14 protein-coding genes and 2 riboswitches are annotated in these 16,241 nt (G+C 55.9%); of the genes, 8 read left to right on the forward strand and 6 right to left on the reverse strand.

Annotation, left to right across the window (positions count from 1 at the left end; genetic code table 11):
* Window positions 1-258: transposase (locus L1D47_RS10910; RefSeq protein ID WP_239884809.1), on the reverse strand; the 258-nt coding region annotated here is incomplete at its 3' end.
* Between the two features lie 412 nt (window positions 259-670).
* On the opposite strand from L1D47_RS10910, the gene L1D47_RS10915 reads away from it, so the two are divergent.
* Entirely contained in the window at window positions 671-1,297 is a 627-nt protein-coding gene (locus L1D47_RS10915; RefSeq protein WP_239884861.1) for an arginine N-succinyltransferase, read from the forward strand.
* Between the two features lie 346 nt (window positions 1,298-1,643).
* Here the strand turns inward: L1D47_RS10915 and L1D47_RS10920 are convergent, their stop codons facing one another.
* Window positions 1,644-3,017 carry a sodium:alanine symporter family protein gene (locus L1D47_RS10920; RefSeq protein WP_239884811.1) on the reverse strand — a complete coding sequence of 458 codons (1,374 nt, stop codon included), beginning with the start codon at window positions 3,015-3,017 and terminating at the stop codon, window positions 1,644-1,646.
* Between the two features lie 417 nt (window positions 3,018-3,434).
* Window positions 3,435-3,555: riboswitch (glycine riboswitch) on the reverse strand.
* 1 nt (window position 3,556) lies between these two features.
* A riboswitch (glycine riboswitch) is annotated at window positions 3,557-3,672 on the reverse strand.
* 383 nt (window positions 3,673-4,055) lie between these two features.
* Between L1D47_RS10920 and dauA the strand changes: the two genes are divergently transcribed.
* From dauA to L1D47_RS10940, 4 genes are all read left to right on the forward strand, one after another.
* Window positions 4,056-5,753 (forward strand): C4-dicarboxylic acid transporter DauA, encoded by a 1,698-nt coding sequence (dauA, locus tag L1D47_RS10925; protein ID WP_239884813.1) that lies wholly within the window; start codon window positions 4,056-4,058, stop codon window positions 5,751-5,753.
* A gap of 311 nt (window positions 5,754-6,064) precedes the next feature.
* Window positions 6,065-6,877 carry a DUF2846 domain-containing protein gene (locus L1D47_RS10930; protein WP_239884815.1) on the forward strand — a complete coding sequence of 271 codons (813 nt, stop codon included), beginning with the start codon at window positions 6,065-6,067 and terminating at the stop codon, window positions 6,875-6,877.
* Between the two features lie 244 nt (window positions 6,878-7,121).
* Window positions 7,122-7,418 (forward strand): DUF134 domain-containing protein, encoded by a 297-nt coding sequence (locus tag L1D47_RS10935; protein WP_041510917.1) that lies wholly within the window; start codon window positions 7,122-7,124, stop codon window positions 7,416-7,418.
* The gene (locus tag L1D47_RS10940; protein ID WP_239884817.1) at window positions 7,415-7,942 is read left to right on the forward strand and encodes a NifB/NifX family molybdenum-iron cluster-binding protein; all 528 of its coding nucleotides are present in this window, start codon (window positions 7,415-7,417) and stop codon (window positions 7,940-7,942) included. The genes L1D47_RS10935 and L1D47_RS10940 overlap by 4 nt, the downstream gene beginning before the upstream one ends.
* 5 nt (window positions 7,943-7,947) lie before the next feature.
* Here the strand turns inward: L1D47_RS10940 and L1D47_RS10945 are convergent, their stop codons facing one another.
* On the reverse strand, window positions 7,948-8,280 hold the full coding sequence (locus tag L1D47_RS10945; RefSeq protein ID WP_235375410.1) for a thioredoxin family protein: 333 nt from the start codon (window positions 8,278-8,280) through the stop codon (window positions 7,948-7,950).
* A gap of 210 nt (window positions 8,281-8,490) precedes the next feature.
* Here L1D47_RS10945 and L1D47_RS10950 point away from each other — a divergent pair, with 210 nt between their 5' ends.
* Window positions 8,491-9,702, forward strand: a complete 1,212-nt coding sequence (locus tag L1D47_RS10950) for an NnrS family protein (protein WP_239884818.1) — start codon at window positions 8,491-8,493, stop codon at window positions 9,700-9,702.
* 38 nt (window positions 9,703-9,740) lie between these two features.
* Window positions 9,741-11,114: an ammonia-forming cytochrome c nitrite reductase subunit c552 gene (locus tag L1D47_RS10955; RefSeq protein WP_239884819.1), complete on the forward strand. Its 1,374-nt coding sequence runs from the start codon at window positions 9,741-9,743 to the stop codon at window positions 11,112-11,114.
* A gap of 91 nt (window positions 11,115-11,205) precedes the next feature.
* On the opposite strand, the gene L1D47_RS10960 is transcribed toward L1D47_RS10955, so the two are convergent.
* Entirely contained in the window at window positions 11,206-12,123 is a 918-nt protein-coding gene (locus tag L1D47_RS10960; protein WP_239884821.1) for a LysR family transcriptional regulator, read from the reverse strand.
* A gap of 126 nt (window positions 12,124-12,249) precedes the next feature.
* Here L1D47_RS10960 and L1D47_RS10965 point away from each other — a divergent pair, with 126 nt between their 5' ends.
* Window positions 12,250-13,341: an alkene reductase gene (locus L1D47_RS10965; RefSeq protein WP_239884823.1), complete on the forward strand. Its 1,092-nt coding sequence runs from the start codon at window positions 12,250-12,252 to the stop codon at window positions 13,339-13,341.
* Between the two features lie 23 nt (window positions 13,342-13,364).
* On the opposite strand, the gene L1D47_RS10970 is transcribed toward L1D47_RS10965, so the two are convergent.
* Together L1D47_RS10970 and L1D47_RS10975 are read right to left on the reverse strand one after the other, a co-directional pair.
* Complete coding sequence (locus L1D47_RS10970; RefSeq protein WP_239884824.1) at window positions 13,365-14,522, reverse strand: putative sulfate/molybdate transporter; 1,158 nt, start codon at window positions 14,520-14,522, stop codon at window positions 13,365-13,367.
* A gap of 270 nt (window positions 14,523-14,792) precedes the next feature.
* On the reverse strand, window positions 14,793-16,133 hold the full coding sequence (locus L1D47_RS10975; RefSeq protein WP_239884826.1) for a tetrathionate reductase family octaheme c-type cytochrome: 1,341 nt from the start codon (window positions 16,131-16,133) through the stop codon (window positions 14,793-14,795).
* Window positions 16,134-16,241: the final 108 nt, after the last annotated feature.

Genomic DNA, 16,241 nt, shown 5'->3' on the forward strand with positions numbered 1-16,241 from the left:
ATGGATGGTGTTCTCTTCTTCAATGCGGCGGATTTTCTTTTCTAGCTCGCGGATCCGCTGTTGTTCGGGGGTGAGCGGTGCGCCTTTGGGGGATACGCCTTGCTGCTCCTGTCGAAGCTGGTTTACCCATTTACGCATGGCTGAATTACTGACGCCTATCGCGCTTGCAGCCTCAGTTATGCTGTATCCCTGTTTCGTTACCAGCTGCGCAGCTTCTAATTTGAACTCTGCACTGAATGTCGGTCTTGTGTTCTTCATTTCTACCACCTTTTCTCTGGAAGTGAGTCTATCACTTCGTCTATTCAGGTGGCCAAATTCACTATGCCACTACAAGTTTAGCTTTCGGATTTAAATTATGTTTAATCTAAACGCGTTTGGTGCTGGTGGGCAAAATTAAGCATAGGCTAATAAATTGAATTACAAGCAACAAATGGCAAGCGCCCCTAGCTTGCGAGGCGAGGAGTTTAATCTTGTCAGGGTATCGATTTGTGGTGAATAAACCCTGGTCTGTGCCTCTGGTTTCTTTCTGCCCTTGGCCGAAGTACCATAGCCTGCAAGAAATGACTCTATGCGCCCAGCCTTTGTTGATGGGTGGGCAAAGGAAGGTGTGATCTTGGCTAATACGTTTAATGCTAGATTGGCGATTCATCGTCAGCGAGGTTTTAGTGGCATGCAGATCTTCATGATCGTGCTCCTGACCATGGTGCTGACCGCGGTGGCCAGCTTCTTTATCATCAAGACCTATATTTTTCCCTCGCCCTTTACCCCTGTGACCCTCAATGCGAAGGAGGAGCAGCGGCTGGACAGCAAGCTGTCGCAGCTGGGCTGGCAGGTGGAGCGCAAAGACGATCGCCACGGCGGGGCGGGTAAGCTTGAGCCCGAGCCCTATCGCGAGCGCGACGCCGACAGGCAGGTGACCTTTAGCGAGAAGGAGGTCAACGCCATGATAGGCCGTAATCCGGACTTTGCCGAGCGAGTGGCGATCGATTTCTCCGACAACCTAGCCAGTGCCAAGATCTTAATTCCCATTCCACAGGATTTTCCCGTCATGGCCGGTGAGATCCTGCGGGTGAACGCCGGGCTGGATATCCACCTGGATTCGGCTCGTCGCCCGGTGGTGGCGCTTGTCGGCGTCAGCCTGATGGGCGTGCCGATTCCCAACGCCTGGCTGGGCAACATGAAGAACGTCAATCTGGTGGGGGAGTTTGGTGATCGCGGCTTCTGGACCACCTTCGCCGATGGCGTCGAGGACCTGCAGATCCGCGATGGTGAGCTTTACCTTAAGCTAAGGCGTTAGCAAACAGGCCCTTGCGACCAGGGGCGGTGGATAGACGTTAGCAAAATAAAAGCCGGTGATGAGAGCCGGCTTTTTGATGCAGTGGTGTAGGGAGGGTGAGATGGTGCCTAATCCTTAGCCTGATCCGTTTTGGCCTCCTGCTGGCTAGCCTTGTCTTGATTGGTCTCTTCCTGTTTCGGTTTTTCGGCCTGTCCGCCGCATCCGCCACAACAACTCATAAATACTCCTGTTATCTCGATTAAGTGGCCACAGAGTACTTGATTAAATTACTCGGGTATTTGATCTCGATCAGCTTTTGTCGACTTGTTGTGATCGCCGCCCTCGGCGAACGATCACGAATGAGAGATCAGGCGGTCAGCTCCTGTTGTTCACCTTGGCGCTCTCTGGCGGCGAAATAGCTGAGCGTATCGCTGATGATCACCTTACGCAGGCCGATGAGGGCGATGAGGTTGGGAATCGCCATCAGGCCGTTGACGGTATCGGCCAGCAGCCAGATAAGATCCAGCTGAATAAAGGCGCCCAGGGCGATGAGACTCAGAAAGATAAACTGATAGATCTTTATGCCGTGTTCGCCCAGTTTCTGCCCCGTGAGATAGTACCAGCAGCGCTCACCATAGTAGTGCCAGCCCAGTATGGTGGTGAAGGCGAAGCAGACCAGGGCGATGGTCACCAGGTATTGGCCTATGAGGGCAGAGCCACCGGTGGCGAAGGCGGCGCTGGTCATGGCCGCGCCAGCTGCATCGCCGCTCCAGACCCCTGTGATGATCAGCACCAGGCCGGTCATGGTGCAGATAAGCAGGGTATCGAAGAAGGTTCCCGTCATGCTCACCAGTCCCTGTTCGACCGGCTCCTTGGTCTTGGCGGCGGCCGCCGCTATGGGGGCACTGCCCAGCCCCGACTCGTTAGAGAAGACGCCGCGGGCGATACCTATCTGAATCGCCTGGGCGACCGTGGCACCGAGGAAGCCGCCGGCGGCCGAGATGGGGCTGAAGGCCGAGTGGATCACCAGCTGCAGCGCCGGAACTATCTGGTCGCTAAAGGTGAATAGGATCCATAAGCACGCCAGCAGATAGCCCAGGGCCATGCTGGGCACCAGTTTCTGTGCCACCTTGGCAATCCGCTTGACGCCGCCCAGGGTGACAGCCGCCACCAATAGGGTGAGCACCAGCGCCGTTACCCAGGCAGGCACATGAAAGGCGATGGTCATGGCATCACTGATGGCGTTGACCTGGGCAAAGGTGCCAATGCCGAAGAAGGCCACGCCTACGCCGAATAGGGCAAACAGCTTGGCCAGCCAACCCAGACCTAGTCCGCGTTCTATGTAATACATGGGGCCGCCGGCGATATTGCCGCGTGTATCTGTGGTGCGATACTTGAGCGCTAGCATACACTCGCCATACTTGGTCGCCATGCCGAAGAAGGCCGCCAGCCACATCCAGAAGAGGGCGCCTGGGCCGCCGATCTTGATGGCGGTGGCCACGCCGACGATATTGCCCGTGCCTATGGTGGCCGACAGGGCAGTGCACAGGGCGGCGAAGGAGGAGAGATCGCCCTGGCCGCTGGCGGGTTTAAACAGCAGTTTGAGCGCCAGTGGCAGCTTGAAGATCTGGATGAGCCGCAAACGCAGCGTGAGATAGAGGCCCGTGCCGACTAACAGGCAGAGGGTGATAGGGCCCCAGACGATGGCGTTGATCTCGCTTAGTAACGCGTGAAAATTCATGATGTTCCTCGAATATTAAACTCAAGGGTCTGTTGGCCTTTATGGTTTGATTTTTGTTCAATCTAAACGCGTTCTGATCAAGGCGTAAGCAATGCGACATAGTGAGCTATGTAATTTGCGTACAACAATGAGCAGGGTGCGTTTAGATGAACCCTCCGGGCAGCGTTTGTAGGCTATTTCAACTGCGTTATCGCCAGTTTGTGTAGAGTTACTACACCACACCGGCTCTGCCTTGTATAAATCACCTACAAACTGCTGCAAAAAACAAACAGAAAAGGTCAGCAGACCCTAAATATGGAGGAGGAAAAGAAATGTCTGTGTGGAGACCGACGTCTGCGAGCCATTGGCGTGCACCAACAAGCTAAAAGCGACAAACAACAGTGACTGAATATAGCCATGGCTATAACCGCGACAGTCATCCTCTCCTCTGTCCTTTTGCCTGAGCGTTTCGCGCAGCCAAGTGGGGCTGCACTTTCGCCTTCGGCGCCGTAATACCCAGGGATTATCCTGGGCTCACAGTCTCTCCAGAGGCTCGTCCAGTAACAGTCCACGCCATACTATGGCACCTGAAAGAGTGGTTTCTCGCCGATAACGCCTGGCGACAAACTTGCCTCGTCGGTGTGGGGTTGACTCCCCACTCTCCTGCTACCTTCATCCGAACGGAATCCGGGGGCGACAGCCCCCGGGCCGGATAGCATGCGTCAAATGCCGCGTCGGCTCAAGGGGGGCGAGTCACAATTTGTGGCCTTTGGTCGAATATCGTTAGGGATCTTCGACCAAAGGCGAAGCAAATTTTTTGTTTTGCCCCTTACCTTGGTGCCCTCGCAGGGTTTAGAATAAATGCTCGTATCCACCTTGTGGTCATACTGGCATACCTTGCTTAGCTGTCCAGCCTTAGGGCTCACAGACATTCAGGTGTATCGTCACCTCACGACTTGCCATTTTTTGCCAAGCGCAGACAAGCCTTGATCTCGACTCGTTACACTCAGATGTCCGCTATTGTGTTGCGGCCGCTAGCATTATTTCATCGGGATCAAAATGTTATCAGCACTCAAGAAAAGCATCAGCGCTAAACCTTCTACTCAGGAGATACAGACAAATATATTGGCGGGATTGACCGTGGGGGTGATTGCCCTGCCACTCTCAATGGCCCTGGCGATCGCCAGTGGCGTGCCGCCTCAGCACGGCCTCTACACGGCGATGATCGCCGGCATAGTGATCGCCCTGTGTGGCGGCTCTAAGGTCAACATCTCGGGGCCGACGGCGGCCTTTGTGGTGATTCTGCTGCCCATAGTGCAGCAGTTTGGTCTGGGGGGATTGTTGCTTAGCGGCCTGATGGCCGGGGTGATACTGCTGCTGATGGGGCTGGGTAAGCTGGGTAAGTTGATCGAGATAGTGCCCTATCCGGTTACCGTCGGTTTTACTGCAGGCATAGGTGTGGTGATCGCCACCTTTCAGATCAAGGACTTCTTTGGCCTAGAGGTGGCCGCCGGTGGTGAACACTATCTGGAGAAACTCTCTTACATCGCCCAGGCGCTGACCAGCATCAATTGGCAAGAGACGCTGGTGGGCGGCTTAACCCTAGCCGTGCTGTTGGCCTGGCCCAGGCTCAAGTCAAAGGTACCGGCGCATCTGGCGGCGCTGTTAGTCGGCGCCCTGTTCGCCTGGATCATGACCCAAATGCTTGGTGATTTTTCGGTGGCGACCATAGGCAGTCGCTTTCACTATGAACTGGACGGCGTGCTGGGCAGCGGTATTCCTCCTATCATGCCGAGCTTCGAGTGGCCCTGGAACCTGCCGGGCGCCGATGGCCAGCCTATCGGCATGAGTTTCGAGCTGGTGCGCGAACTGCTGCCCTCGGCCATTACCATCGCCATACTCGGGGCGCTGGAATCCCTGCTGTGCGCCGTGGTGGCTGACGGCATGTCGGGCAAGAAACATAATCCCAATGATGAGCTGATCGGCCAGGGGCTGGGTAACATGCTGGTTCCTCTGTTTGGCGGTATTCCGGCGACGGCGGCCATCGCCCGCACCGCGGCCAACGTCAAGGCCGGGGGTAGCATGCCGCTGGCCTCTGTGGTACATGGCCTGTTTATTCTGGCGGGGATCCTCCTGCTGGCGCCGCTGCTGTCCTATATTCCCATGGCCTCGATGGCGGCGTTGCTGCTGGTGGTCGCCTGGAACATGAGCGAGGCCAAACACTTTGCCCGTACCCTCAAGGTGGCGCCGAGGGACGATGTGCTGATTCTGCTGCTCTGTTTCGCCCTGACCGTGCTGTTCGACATGACCATTGCGGTGGCGGTGGGCATGGGCTTGGCGGCCATGTTGTTTATTCGCCGCAGCATCAGCCTGACCGATGCCAGAGCCGTGGAGACCAATCATCAGGCCTACCAGGTACCTGATAGCGTGGTGGTGTATGACATCAACGGTCCGCTGTTTTTTGGCTCGGCCCACAAGGCGCTCAAGACCATCGCCCTGGTGCGCCCCGATGTGCGGGTAGTGATTCTGGATATGTCGGAGGTGACGCTGCTGGATATGAGCGCCATCGTCGCCATGGAGTCGATCGCCCAAGATCTCTCGGCCAAGCGGGTGGGGCTCATCATCAACAACCTGCAGCCACGTATGCTGCTCAAGCTCAGACGGGCGGGGATCCGTAAGCGTCGCGGCCAGGTGGAATATGCCCGCACCATGGATGACAGCTTTACCCTGGCACGGCGCATGGCCGCACAGGAGTAGGCTTATCTGGATATTTGGCGCCGCCTAATACATTTGTTGTATTTTTGTTGACAGTCTTTAGTTGTAGCAGTAGCTTCTAGTTTCTTTTTTTTGAGGGAACAAAAATCGTGACTAACTACAAGATACAAAAACATTTTTCACTAATTTTAGGAGTCCTCCTATTAGGGCTGACAACGGGTTGTGCCACCTCTTATATGGTTGACCCCGAGTTGGTGAGTCAGTTTAAGCCTGAGGCGACACCGACTCAGGAGTAAACCTTCGTCTATGTGATCCGCGGCGCTAACTTTCAGGGCGGTGCCCGCGGAGCCTGGGTGGCGGCCAACAAAGATGTGGTTGCCGATCTCTCCAACGGCAGCCATACCTTGCTGAAGCTGGCAACCGGGCTGAACTCTGTGCATTTGGTGCAGGGCTTGGTGGGGTTCGGTTATAGCCGTGTGGATAATCGTCCCGGTGAGACTGTGTACCTGAGCATAGATTACACCACGGGTAAGATGAAGGAGGTCGAACGGGATCTCGGTGTTTCCATGATCATGCAGACCAAGAAGGCCAAAGATATCGGCGCGCCGCGAAACAACGATGCTTACGATAACCTGATGGCTAACCCTGCCTTGCTGGGTTTCCCCGTGATGAAACCGGGTGTTGAGCCTATTAAGCCCGATGCCGAGACGGCAGTGATCAACTTCTATCGTATGGAGACCCTGATCGGTGAAGTGCCTTTCGATATCTGGTCGGAAAACGGCTATGTGGGTAGCACCAAGGCGGGCACCTATTTTCAGGTGAGAGTCACGCCAGGCAAGCATACTTTCGTCTCACTCTCCGAGCGTTACTCTGTGCTGGAAGCCGAGGTCGAGGCGGGCAAGGAGTATGTGGTCGAATATGATGTGGACATGGGATGGAATCAGGCCCATGTGCAGATCTTACCTATCGATCCCATCAAGTCGGCCAAGACCATTAAGAAGTGGCAGGCCAAGGCTAAGTTGATGGTGGTGGATGAGGACGTGGTGAATCAGAGTGAGTTTGCACAGCGTGTCGAGATGGCCCGCGAATACCTGACGCCAAAGTTTAAAAGTATCGATGCCGGCGAGATGAGCAAGCGAGTATTGAATAAGCAGCACGCGCTGTAATTGATAGGCGGTTATGGCTGGAGGCGAATCACTGTTAAAGGTGGTTCGCCTTTTTGTTTTTAAGGCTTTACGAATACAACCCAGTGTGACTCGCCCCTCAGTTTTCATCGATGAGATGACCCAAAATCGAGTTATTGGCTTAGGCCAATAACTCGTGTTCAGCTTGTCCTCGCCGCAGCCTTAATATTGCGTCGTGGAGGGTGCGACTGAACGTCTTGCTATGTAATCGATGAAGGTAATGGTCATGCCAAGACCCAAAAAATGTCGTCATCTGCAGTGTCGTCCGCCCTGTAGCCTGTTTAAACCCAATGGGATCCCCAGTGTGGAGCTAGAGCAAGTTCAGCTTGAGGCCGACGAGTTTGAGGCCTTGGCGCTCGGCGATGTGCAGCGGCTCAGTCAACTGGAGGCGGCTGCGTCTATGGGGATCTCGCGCCAGACCTTCGGCAATCTGCTGGCGAGTGCCCGTCACAAGGTGGCAAAGGCCATCACGCAGGGGCAGGCCATCAAATTACCGACATCGAATCCTAAGGAATCATCATGATAATAGCTATGCCCATGAGCAGGGGCCGTCTGGCGGCGCATTTTACCAAGGCGCAGCGTATCGGCTTCTTCAACGAATATCACCAGCTGATCACTAGTTTCGACAATCCGGCCTTAGAAGGCGGTGGTTGTCGTGCCAAGAGCGAGCTGCTGAGTCTAATCAAGGCGCAGAAGACAGACATAGTGATAGTGCAGCATATCGGCGAGCGCATGCTGGGTAAGTTGCTGGCGGCAGGGATTGGCGCCAGCCAGGGCGATAACGCCGAGAGTATCGAAGTGTTGCTGGATCAGACGCAGCTGCTGGAGCGTCGTCTGGTTGATGCCTCACAGGGAAGGGCGTCGCTCAATCACGCCAATAAGGGTGGTTGTTGCGCTGAAGGTGGTGGCTGTGGTTCGGCCGAGGGCGGATGTGGTTGCGGCGGTCATGAGCCTAAGCCTGAGGTATCAAGCTTGCTACAAAAGCCTGAGTCAGCCCAGGCTGAACAGGTATCTGCCTCCTATAGCGGCTTTCGCCCCCTGAGTTAGGCCCGTCAGTCCAGCAGTTGATAGGGGCGAGCGATCGCCTCTCTCACCTCGGCCATAGAGAAGACCTTGATGAAACGCTCGAAGGGCTGGCCGTGAAAGTAGAGTTCAACAACGGGTAGGGTAAAGACTCGGTGGGCGGCGGCGATCTCGCCCTGTTCTGCACAGTCGATATAACAAAGCTGCATCTTGGGATACTCGGTCTCGAGTAGCTGTTTCAGCCTGGGTTTAATGCTGTGACAGACGCCGCAGTCGGGAGCGCCAAATAACAAGAGTACCGCCTGCTGCGTTTTCAGGTAGGCGTGCAATGCGGCCAAAGAGTCTGTGTGTAAAGATCTCACCTGTCTTATCCTTCTCTGTGCCAGATGTCAGTACGCCTCTAAAGAGGTATTTAAAAACAACATCATAGCCTATTTTACCTATCTGGTTCACACTTCTTTTGTTCGGTTCGAATATCCATTGTCCGTCATATGCCCTCTGAGTAGACTGGCAGCATTAAAGCGATATTCAAGATGTTTGTTTAACTACTCATTCAGGCCGAGGCGCTGCAGATGCTTAATATTGATGATCCTAAAGTGGTCGACAAGACGCCGGCGATTTGGCGCCTGGGGTTCAGACCCTTCTTCCTGGGCGGTGCTCTGTTGGCGGCCCTCTATGTGCCGCTGTGGCTGGTGACCTGGTATTTGCCCGAGATGAGCCTGCTGAGATCCCAGTTTTGGGTGAAGGTGGTGCCGCTTTGGTGGCATCCCCACGAGTTGCTGTTTGGCTTTGCCATGGCGATCGTCTGTGGCTTCTTGCTGACCTCGGTACAGACCTGGACCAATCAACCCAGCCTCAAGGGCTGGCCGCTCGCGATAGTGTTTGCCTGTTGGTTGCTGGCGCGCGTGCTCTTATTGGCGCCGCTAGAGCTGCCCGTCTGGTTACCTGCGCTGTTTGACAGCCTGTTTCTGTTGCTCAGCGCCGCCAAGCTCTGGGTCTGTATCTACCGGGTCAAACAGTGGCGCAACATAGGCTTTCCCATCATGTTGCTGGTGGCGACCGGCATTAACCTGCTGAGCTATTACGCCCTGAGTCAGCGCGACTTTGTGCTGAGCCACCATATATGGCAGGGCATGCTCTGGTGGCTGGGGCTGCTGATCACTATCGTCGGCGGGCGGGTGATCCCCTTCTTTACCGCGGTGCGGATCAAGCAGCCCAAGCCCGAGCCTATTCAGGCGCTGGATCTGAGTCTGATCGGCCTGATGATCCTATTGATTATTCAGGGCATCACTCAATATCTACCACTCGGCGCCGAGCAGGCCTTGCTGGCGGTGACGGCGCTTGCGCATCTGCTGCGCTGGAGTCGCTGGTTGCCTCACAAGACGCTGAAGGAGCCTATGCTCTGGTCGTTGCAGCTGGCCTATCTGTGTCTGCCGTTAACCCTGGCGGCCATTGCCTGGAACATAGCTGATGAAAACGCCTATCGTCATCTTTTGCACCTGTTTGCCATAGGCACCATGGCGGGGCTCTGTCTGTCGATGATCTCCCGCGTCTCCCTTGGGCATACCAGTCGTAACATCTATCAGGGACCCAAGATGGCGCCGGCCTTTCTGGCGATCACCCTGGCGGCCCTGTGCCGGGCCGTGATGCCCTTGTGGTTTCCCGCCCACAGCGAACTATGGCTCTGGATAGCCGGTAGCTGCTGGAGCCTGGCCTTTGGCTGGTTTGTCTGGTGCTATGCCTCCATTTTAACCCGGCCCAGAGTCGACGGACGTCCGGGATAACCGTGACGGTGAAAGCTATTAAGGAGTTGCAAACGCGTATGAAGAAATTAACCTCCATCGCACTGAATCTACTGGGCTGGTGCGGCCTGAGTTCCCTTGCATTGAGCCCCGCCCTGGCGGCGGATGTGAGCCCAGAGGCGATGCAGGCCAAGTATCCCAATCAATATGCCAGCTGGCAGGCGACCTCTACCCAGGCGGCGCGTAGCGACATGTTGGCCAGCTATCCTGCCGCCATCATACTCTGGGTGGGATCTGCCTACGCCAAGGAGTATCACAGCCCCAGGGGACATCAGTTTGCGGTGGCGGACGTGACCCATACACTGCGCACCGGCGTACCGCCTGCGGATGGCAAGAAGGGGCTGTCGGCGAGCTGCTGGACCTGTAAGTCGCCGGATGTGCCGAGGCTCATCGATGAGCTGGGCGTCGAAGGCTTCTCGGCGAAAAACTTCACCGATCTTGGTAGCGAGATGAACAGTGTCGTCTACTGCAGCGACTGTCACGTCAAGGGCAAGGCGGCCTTGACCCTGCCCCGTCCCCACGCCCGCGACGCCATGGCTAAGGTGCATCTTCCGTTCGACAAGCAAGATGAGGCGATGAAGGGGGCTCAGGTGTGCGGCCAGTGCCATGTGACCTATTATTTCCAGCCGGAGCGCAGCAACAAGGTCAACATCCCCTGGATCTTCGGCAGCAGCGCGGATCTGATTGAAAAGTATTATGATACCCGCCGTTTCTACGAGTGGATCCATCCCATCTCCAAGACGCCTATTCTCAAGGCGCGCCATCCAGAGTTTGAGCATTGGAGGCGCAGCGAACATGCCAAGGCGGGTGTGACCTGTGTGACCTGCCACATGCCTGCGGCCACAGATAGCGAGGGCAAAGCCTATACCAACCATCAGGTGGGCAAGGCGCTGCCAAACTATGACGCCGTGTGTCAGGGCTGCCACGAGAGTAAACAGACGCTGATGAAGCAGCTGAACTCGGCCAAGTCGCAGATTGCCGAGAAGGCGCGACGTGTAGAGCAGTTGCTGGTCAAGGCCCACTACGAGGCCGGTGCCGCCTGGGATGCCGGTGCAAGCTGGGCCATCATGAACGATGCCATCATGGCGATTCGCCATGCCCAGTGGCGCTGGGACTTTGCCATGTCGTCCCACGGCAGCTATGCCCATAACCCTCAGGAGGCTAACGCCCTGCTGGATACGGCGATTAAGCAGGTCGAATATGCGCGTAGTGCCCTTGCGGAGATCCTGAGCATGTTGTCTGTCAGCGAGGTGAGCTATCCCGATATCTCCAGCAAGGAGGCGGCGCAGCAGGCGGTGGGCATCGAACTGGAAAAGCTGACCAAAGGCAAGCAGGCCTTCATCAAGCAAGAGGTCGATAAGCATTGGCCCGCAGTGAGTCGTACGGGTTACTAACTGCTCTTAACTCACTCGGTTTGAATAACGCCGACCCTTAGATCTGTATCTGGGTCGGCGTTTTCGTGTCGAGGCTTTAGGTCTTATCTTTCTAGGGTTTAGTTAGCGGATAGCGGCTGTCGAACGCCTGGCATTTCATCTTCAGAAACTCGATACAGGTGCGGACCTTATGGCTGGGATAATCTGTCTGCAGGTAGGTGAGCTGTAGCGGGATCGGCTCGGCCAGATAATCTGTCAGCAGGAGTTCGAGCCTGCCCTCTGTTACCTCTTGAGCCACATCGAACCAACTCTTGTAGGCGATTCCTTCACCGGCGAGTGCCCATTCCTTGATGACGGCGCCGTCGTTGCAACTCTTAATCCCCGTAAGCTCTACCTCCAGCGGTGCTTGTTTGTCGGCAAAGTGCCACTTGTGCCATGGGGTGTTGCCCCGGTTGAGCAGCAAGATCTTATGTTGGCTTAGCTGCTGGGGATGGCTGGGTCGGCCATGTCGTGCTAAGTAGTCCGGGGCGGCGACTGCCACCCTGTGCATACGTGCAAGTTGCCGACGCATCAGGGAGGAGTCTGGCAGTTCACCGTACCTCAACGCCAGATGGACATTCTGGGCGATGAGGTCTTCCATCTGATCGCCAAAATAGAGGCGCAGGGTCAAGTCGGGCGCCTGGGCCGCTAGCTCGTCCAGCCAGCCTCTGACGCGGTTGCGACCGAGATCTGAGGGCAGGGCGATACGCAGCTCACCCCTGAGCTCGCCGCGGTTATCGGCCAGTGCATCGCTGGCGTTTTGCAATAGATTGAGCGCCTGACGTCCGGTTTCGATGAAGGTCTTTCCCTCCTCGGTGAGCTGCATGTTGCGGGTCGAGCGAGCAAATAGCTGGCAGTTGAGTTTATGTTCCAGGCGCTGCAGGGCGGCGCTGGCGGAGGCAGGTGTCATGCCCAGCTCGCGGGCGGCGGCCGATACGCTGTGCAGGTCGGCGATGCGGATCGCCAGTTGCAGATCTTTGAGATGATACATATCAAAAATTTTTTGAAAATGATTTCAATACTAGCCCAATTATCAAATTATGTAACGGGTAATAAACTCTGTTTCATCGAACAACTTGAATGTAATTGCCGCCAGTTGTCGGCATAAGGAAACCCGATGAAACTCTTTAACTCCTACCAGATGGGCCAGCATACCTTGGCCAACCGTATTGTCATGGCGCCCATGACCCGCTCGCGTACCAGTCAGCCCGGTAATCTGCCCAACCAGATGATGGCGACTTATTATGCTCAGCGCGCCTCGGCGGGGCTCATTGTCACCGAGGCGACCCAAATCTCCGACGATAGTCAGGGATACTCTTTTACCCCGGGTATCTATACCCAGGCGCAGATCGACGGCTGGCGTCAGGTGACTGATGCGGTGCACAGTGCGGGCGGCAAGATCTTCAATCAGCTCTGGCATGTGGGCAGGGTGTCACATCCCGTCTTTCAGGGGGGCGACGCGCCCATGGCACCCTCGGCCATCAAGCCAGAGGGCACCCAGGTTTGGGTAGTGGATGAGCAACACCCCGAGGGGCAGATGGTCGATTGTCCGCAGCCAAGGGAGATGACACAAGAGGATATCGATCGCGTGGTCGGCGACTTTGCCGAGGTGGCCGTTAATGCGGTTGCGGCAGGCTTCGATGGGGTGGAGATCCATGGAGGCAACGGTTATCTCATCGATCAGTTCCTGCGTACCAACTCTAACAAGCGCCGCGATGCCTATGGTGGTGATGTCGGTCGGCGGATTCGCTTTCTGTTGGAGGTGGTTGCGGCCGTCAGCGATAGAATAGGCGCCGAGCGGGTTGGCGTGCGCCTTGCTCCCTTCGTGACATTCAAAGACATGAACTGCCCCGAGATTGTCGATACCATTTTGATTGCGGCTAAGCATCTTTCGAACATGGGCATTGCCTATCTTCACCTGTCGGAGGCCGACTGGGATGATGCGCCGCAGATCCCCGAGTCTTTCAGGGGACAGCTGCGTAACCAGTTTCACGGCAGCATCATAGTGGCCGGACGTTATGATCTGGCGAGCGCCAGCGAGGTATTGAGCCAAGGTTATGCGGATATGGTGGCCTTTGGCCGGCCCTTCATCGCCAATCCAGATCTGCCTTATCGACTGCAACATAAGCTGCCGCTGGCAAACTTCGACAAGGGGCCACTGTTTGGCGGCGGCGCAGCAGGCTATATCGACTATCCTGCTGCGGGTTAACTCTTACACCTTAGGCGATAGCCTTAATGCCTGAGATCTGAGATCAGGTGCCATTGCCTGCGGCCCATCTCCAATACTACGCCGACGGCGAGTCCGGCGGCGGTATTAATGGTTAGGCAGACGGCGGCGGTAGCTAAGATCACAAAGATGCAGAAGGGTTTGCCATCGAGAAAGCGTTTCGACCAGGCCAGTTGCAGGCCGGCAATCGCCAGCAGGCTTCCGAGGATCGCCAAGGGGATCAGCGAGAGTACCTCGGCGATAGTGTCACCCCAACACAGGGCGATCAGCAGGCAGCAGGTACCGAACAGCACAGGGGCACGCCAGCTTCTGGCGCCAAAGTGGTATTGCACCGCCAGACCGCCCGCGCCATGGCACATAGGCGTGGCTCCCAGAGGTGCCAGCAGCAGATTTGCCCAGCCCGAGCTGGTGGCTAAGCGCCTTGGCGCAAAGCGTTTGCTATCGACCAAGGCATCTTGGGGAAACTTTTCACTGGCCATGGCCGAGGTGGCGATCACCGCATTGGTGAGGGTCAAAGCCAGCTGCGGCAAGACCAGCAGCAGGGCGGCAGATTGCCACTCGTCAGCGTTGGGCCAGCCTAGCTGCCAATCCGATGTGGCAGAGAGGGTGAAGCTTGGCGCCGAGCCTTGGTTGACCTGCCACAGGACGCCGAGACCTAAGACCAAAGGCATGGCCAGGTAGGAGAGTGGCATAAAGCGGCTCATAAACAGGGCACTAAACGCCAGGATACCTATGAGCCAGGTGCCGCTCATCATCTGACCCCCCATCCAAATGAGTTGCAGACCGATGGCCAGCTGTATGCCTATGCTCACGGCCGGTGACAGCTGTTTGGCCATCCAGCTAATGGCGCCGCTATAGGCGAGTAATAGCAGTATTAATCCCATCAAGATACCACTGGCCTGCAGCATGCCTGGTGTGAGGCCCTGGGCTATCACCAGTGCGGCGATCACCTTCATGGGTTGTACCGGAATGGGTCTGCGGTAGAAGTAGGCAGTAAATAGGGCGAACAGGCCAAACCCGATAAAGATCCCTTGAGGGGAGAAATGGTTGATGGCGATCAGCCCAAGCACTAGTGGCAGAAAGGTGCCGAGGTCGGCGAAGGCGCCGCTGAACTCTCCTATATGTTGGTTTAAATGGTTAAAGAATTTGGTTTTACATCTCATATTACTTGCCGTGGGAAATCATCACTCATTTCATGGCAAAATTAATGCCATGTTTTTTGTAGGCTTTTATGGGCCAAACCGAGGAGAAATGGGCCATTTAGCCTAAGAGGGTGAGACAAGTTGTCACACCCGGCCCTAGGGTTTGGACAAAGGGGGGCATAGAGGGCATATATAGTCACTTGCTAATGTTTTAGTGTTGGATGAACAAGAGATAAAAAAGAGGCCTGGCGGACCAGGCCTCTTTGCTGCAGGGAGATGACGATGGGAAAACTATTTAGCGTGTTTAGGGCCTTTCTTGTTCTTCATTGGGTCGCCGTCGTAGCCTAAGGCTTGCCAGTCTAAACGTGTGCCCTTGTTGTGGCAGTCGTTACACTTGAGCGCCTGATCTTTGGGTGAAACCATGTGGTTGATGCGCCACCACATCTCGGTTTCGGCAAAGCCATGCTCGCCACTGTACTTAATGCCTTGCTGGGCCAGTGCCTGGTTAGCCTCCATGCCGAGCTTGGCGGCCTTATCCCAGTCGAACTCTTTCCAGTAACCCCCTTTGCCATAGACCTTGGCGGTCACAAAGATGTTCTGCTTCTTGTCGTAGATCTGCTTGCCGCGATGCACCTTGAAGGGATAGATCTTGGCAGTCTTGTCAGCGATATCACCCTGTGGCGTGGTGAGCTTAGTGACCTTAGTCGGATCCATCTTGTCGCCCACCATGTAGGCATCGGCCTTACCGTTGTACCAGGCGTATTCCGGCTTAACCATCTTGCCCCAGACGAAGCTGCCTTTCTTCTTCATGAAGGTGTGTTTGCCATACTCGTCGACGGTCTCCTCCTGATCGCTCCCTGCGGTTGACCAATCCCAGCTCATCTTAGTGGGTTCGTTTCGGGCGAAGAAAGGAATATGACAGGTCTGACAGGCGACGCTTGCCGTATGGGTATTGAGACGCTTGTTGGCGTGTGGCGCGCTATCGTGGCAGTTTTCACAGCCAATATCGTTGTCGCCGCCTGGCGATACGCCCATGGCATTACCCGTGATCTGGTGCTGCTCTGTGGTGTGACAGGTCTGGCACTGGAAGTCATTGCCGTCGGTATCCATGTGTACGTCGGTCGCCTTGTCGGGATAGGCCATAGAGGAGTCGAGATCCCCGTGCTTGACCGCGTCGCCGCCACCATAGAAGTGGCAGGTACCGCAGTTGTCACGTACCGGCATACCGACATTTTGTGCCACGCGTTCAAGGTTGACTTTGGCCAGAGCCTCGCCGGCGCCGGCGGGATCCTTGATATAGGTACCTGTGGTGTCGTGACAGACCAGACAGTCGACCTTGGTCATATCGCTAAAGTCGAAGCTGTTGTCTTTCCAGCCGTAGCCGGCGTGACAACTGGTACATCTGGGCTCGTTACCCGCGATTGAGGTACAGAAGTTGTTGATGGCGTTTTTCTTACCGCGTTTTACCGTGCGGCCGGGGAGCTTCTGTTCCAGTTCCCAGGTCCAGTGAGACGACTTCATGAAGTCTTTGGCGTGATCTTCATGGCATTCGATACACTGCTCGGTCACCTGAGAGCCTTGAGTGAAGGGGCCTTGAATGGCTTCCTTATGGGGGGGTATCGGCGATGGCATTGAGGCTAGCCAGGCCGAGAACTCCGGCGGCAAACATCGCCGTGAGAGAAAGTGAGTGTTTCATGGTGCATTCCCTACCCCCGGCCGCGGCCGGGGGAGATATTTTAG

It is taken from the genome of Shewanella sp. Isolate7, assembly GCF_022398425.1.
GTDB lineage: Bacteria > Pseudomonadota > Gammaproteobacteria > Enterobacterales > Shewanellaceae > Shewanella.

What these genes read in the sequence shown, in the direction of transcription:
- L1D47_RS10915 (WP_239884861.1), top strand. Translation starts at nt 671, where the DNA reads ATGCAGATCTTCATGATCGTGCTCCTGACCATGGTGCTGACCGCGGTG.
- L1D47_RS10920 (WP_239884811.1), bottom strand. Translation starts at nt 3,017, where the DNA reads ATGAATTTTCACGCGTTACTAAGCGAGATCAACGCCATCGTCTGGGGC.
- dauA (WP_239884813.1), top strand. Translation starts at nt 4,056, where the DNA reads ATGTTATCAGCACTCAAGAAAAGCATCAGCGCTAAACCTTCTACTCAG.
- L1D47_RS10935 (WP_041510917.1), top strand. Translation starts at nt 7,122, where the DNA reads ATGCCAAGACCCAAAAAATGTCGTCATCTGCAGTGTCGTCCGCCCTGT.
- L1D47_RS10940 (WP_239884817.1), top strand. Translation starts at nt 7,415, where the DNA reads ATGATAATAGCTATGCCCATGAGCAGGGGCCGTCTGGCGGCGCATTTT.
- L1D47_RS10950 (WP_239884818.1), top strand. Translation starts at nt 8,491, where the DNA reads ATGCTTAATATTGATGATCCTAAAGTGGTCGACAAGACGCCGGCGATT.
- L1D47_RS10955 (WP_239884819.1), top strand. Translation starts at nt 9,741, where the DNA reads ATGAAGAAATTAACCTCCATCGCACTGAATCTACTGGGCTGGTGCGGC.
- L1D47_RS10960 (WP_239884821.1), bottom strand. Translation starts at nt 12,123, where the DNA reads ATGTATCATCTCAAAGATCTGCAACTGGCGATCCGCATCGCCGACCTG.
- L1D47_RS10965 (WP_239884823.1), top strand. Translation starts at nt 12,250, where the DNA reads ATGAAACTCTTTAACTCCTACCAGATGGGCCAGCATACCTTGGCCAAC.
- L1D47_RS10970 (WP_239884824.1), bottom strand. Translation starts at nt 14,522, where the DNA reads ATGAGATGTAAAACCAAATTCTTTAACCATTTAAACCAACATATAGGA.
- L1D47_RS10975 (WP_239884826.1), bottom strand. Translation starts at nt 16,133, where the DNA reads ATGCCATCGCCGATACCCCCCCATAAGGAAGCCATTCAAGGCCCCTTC.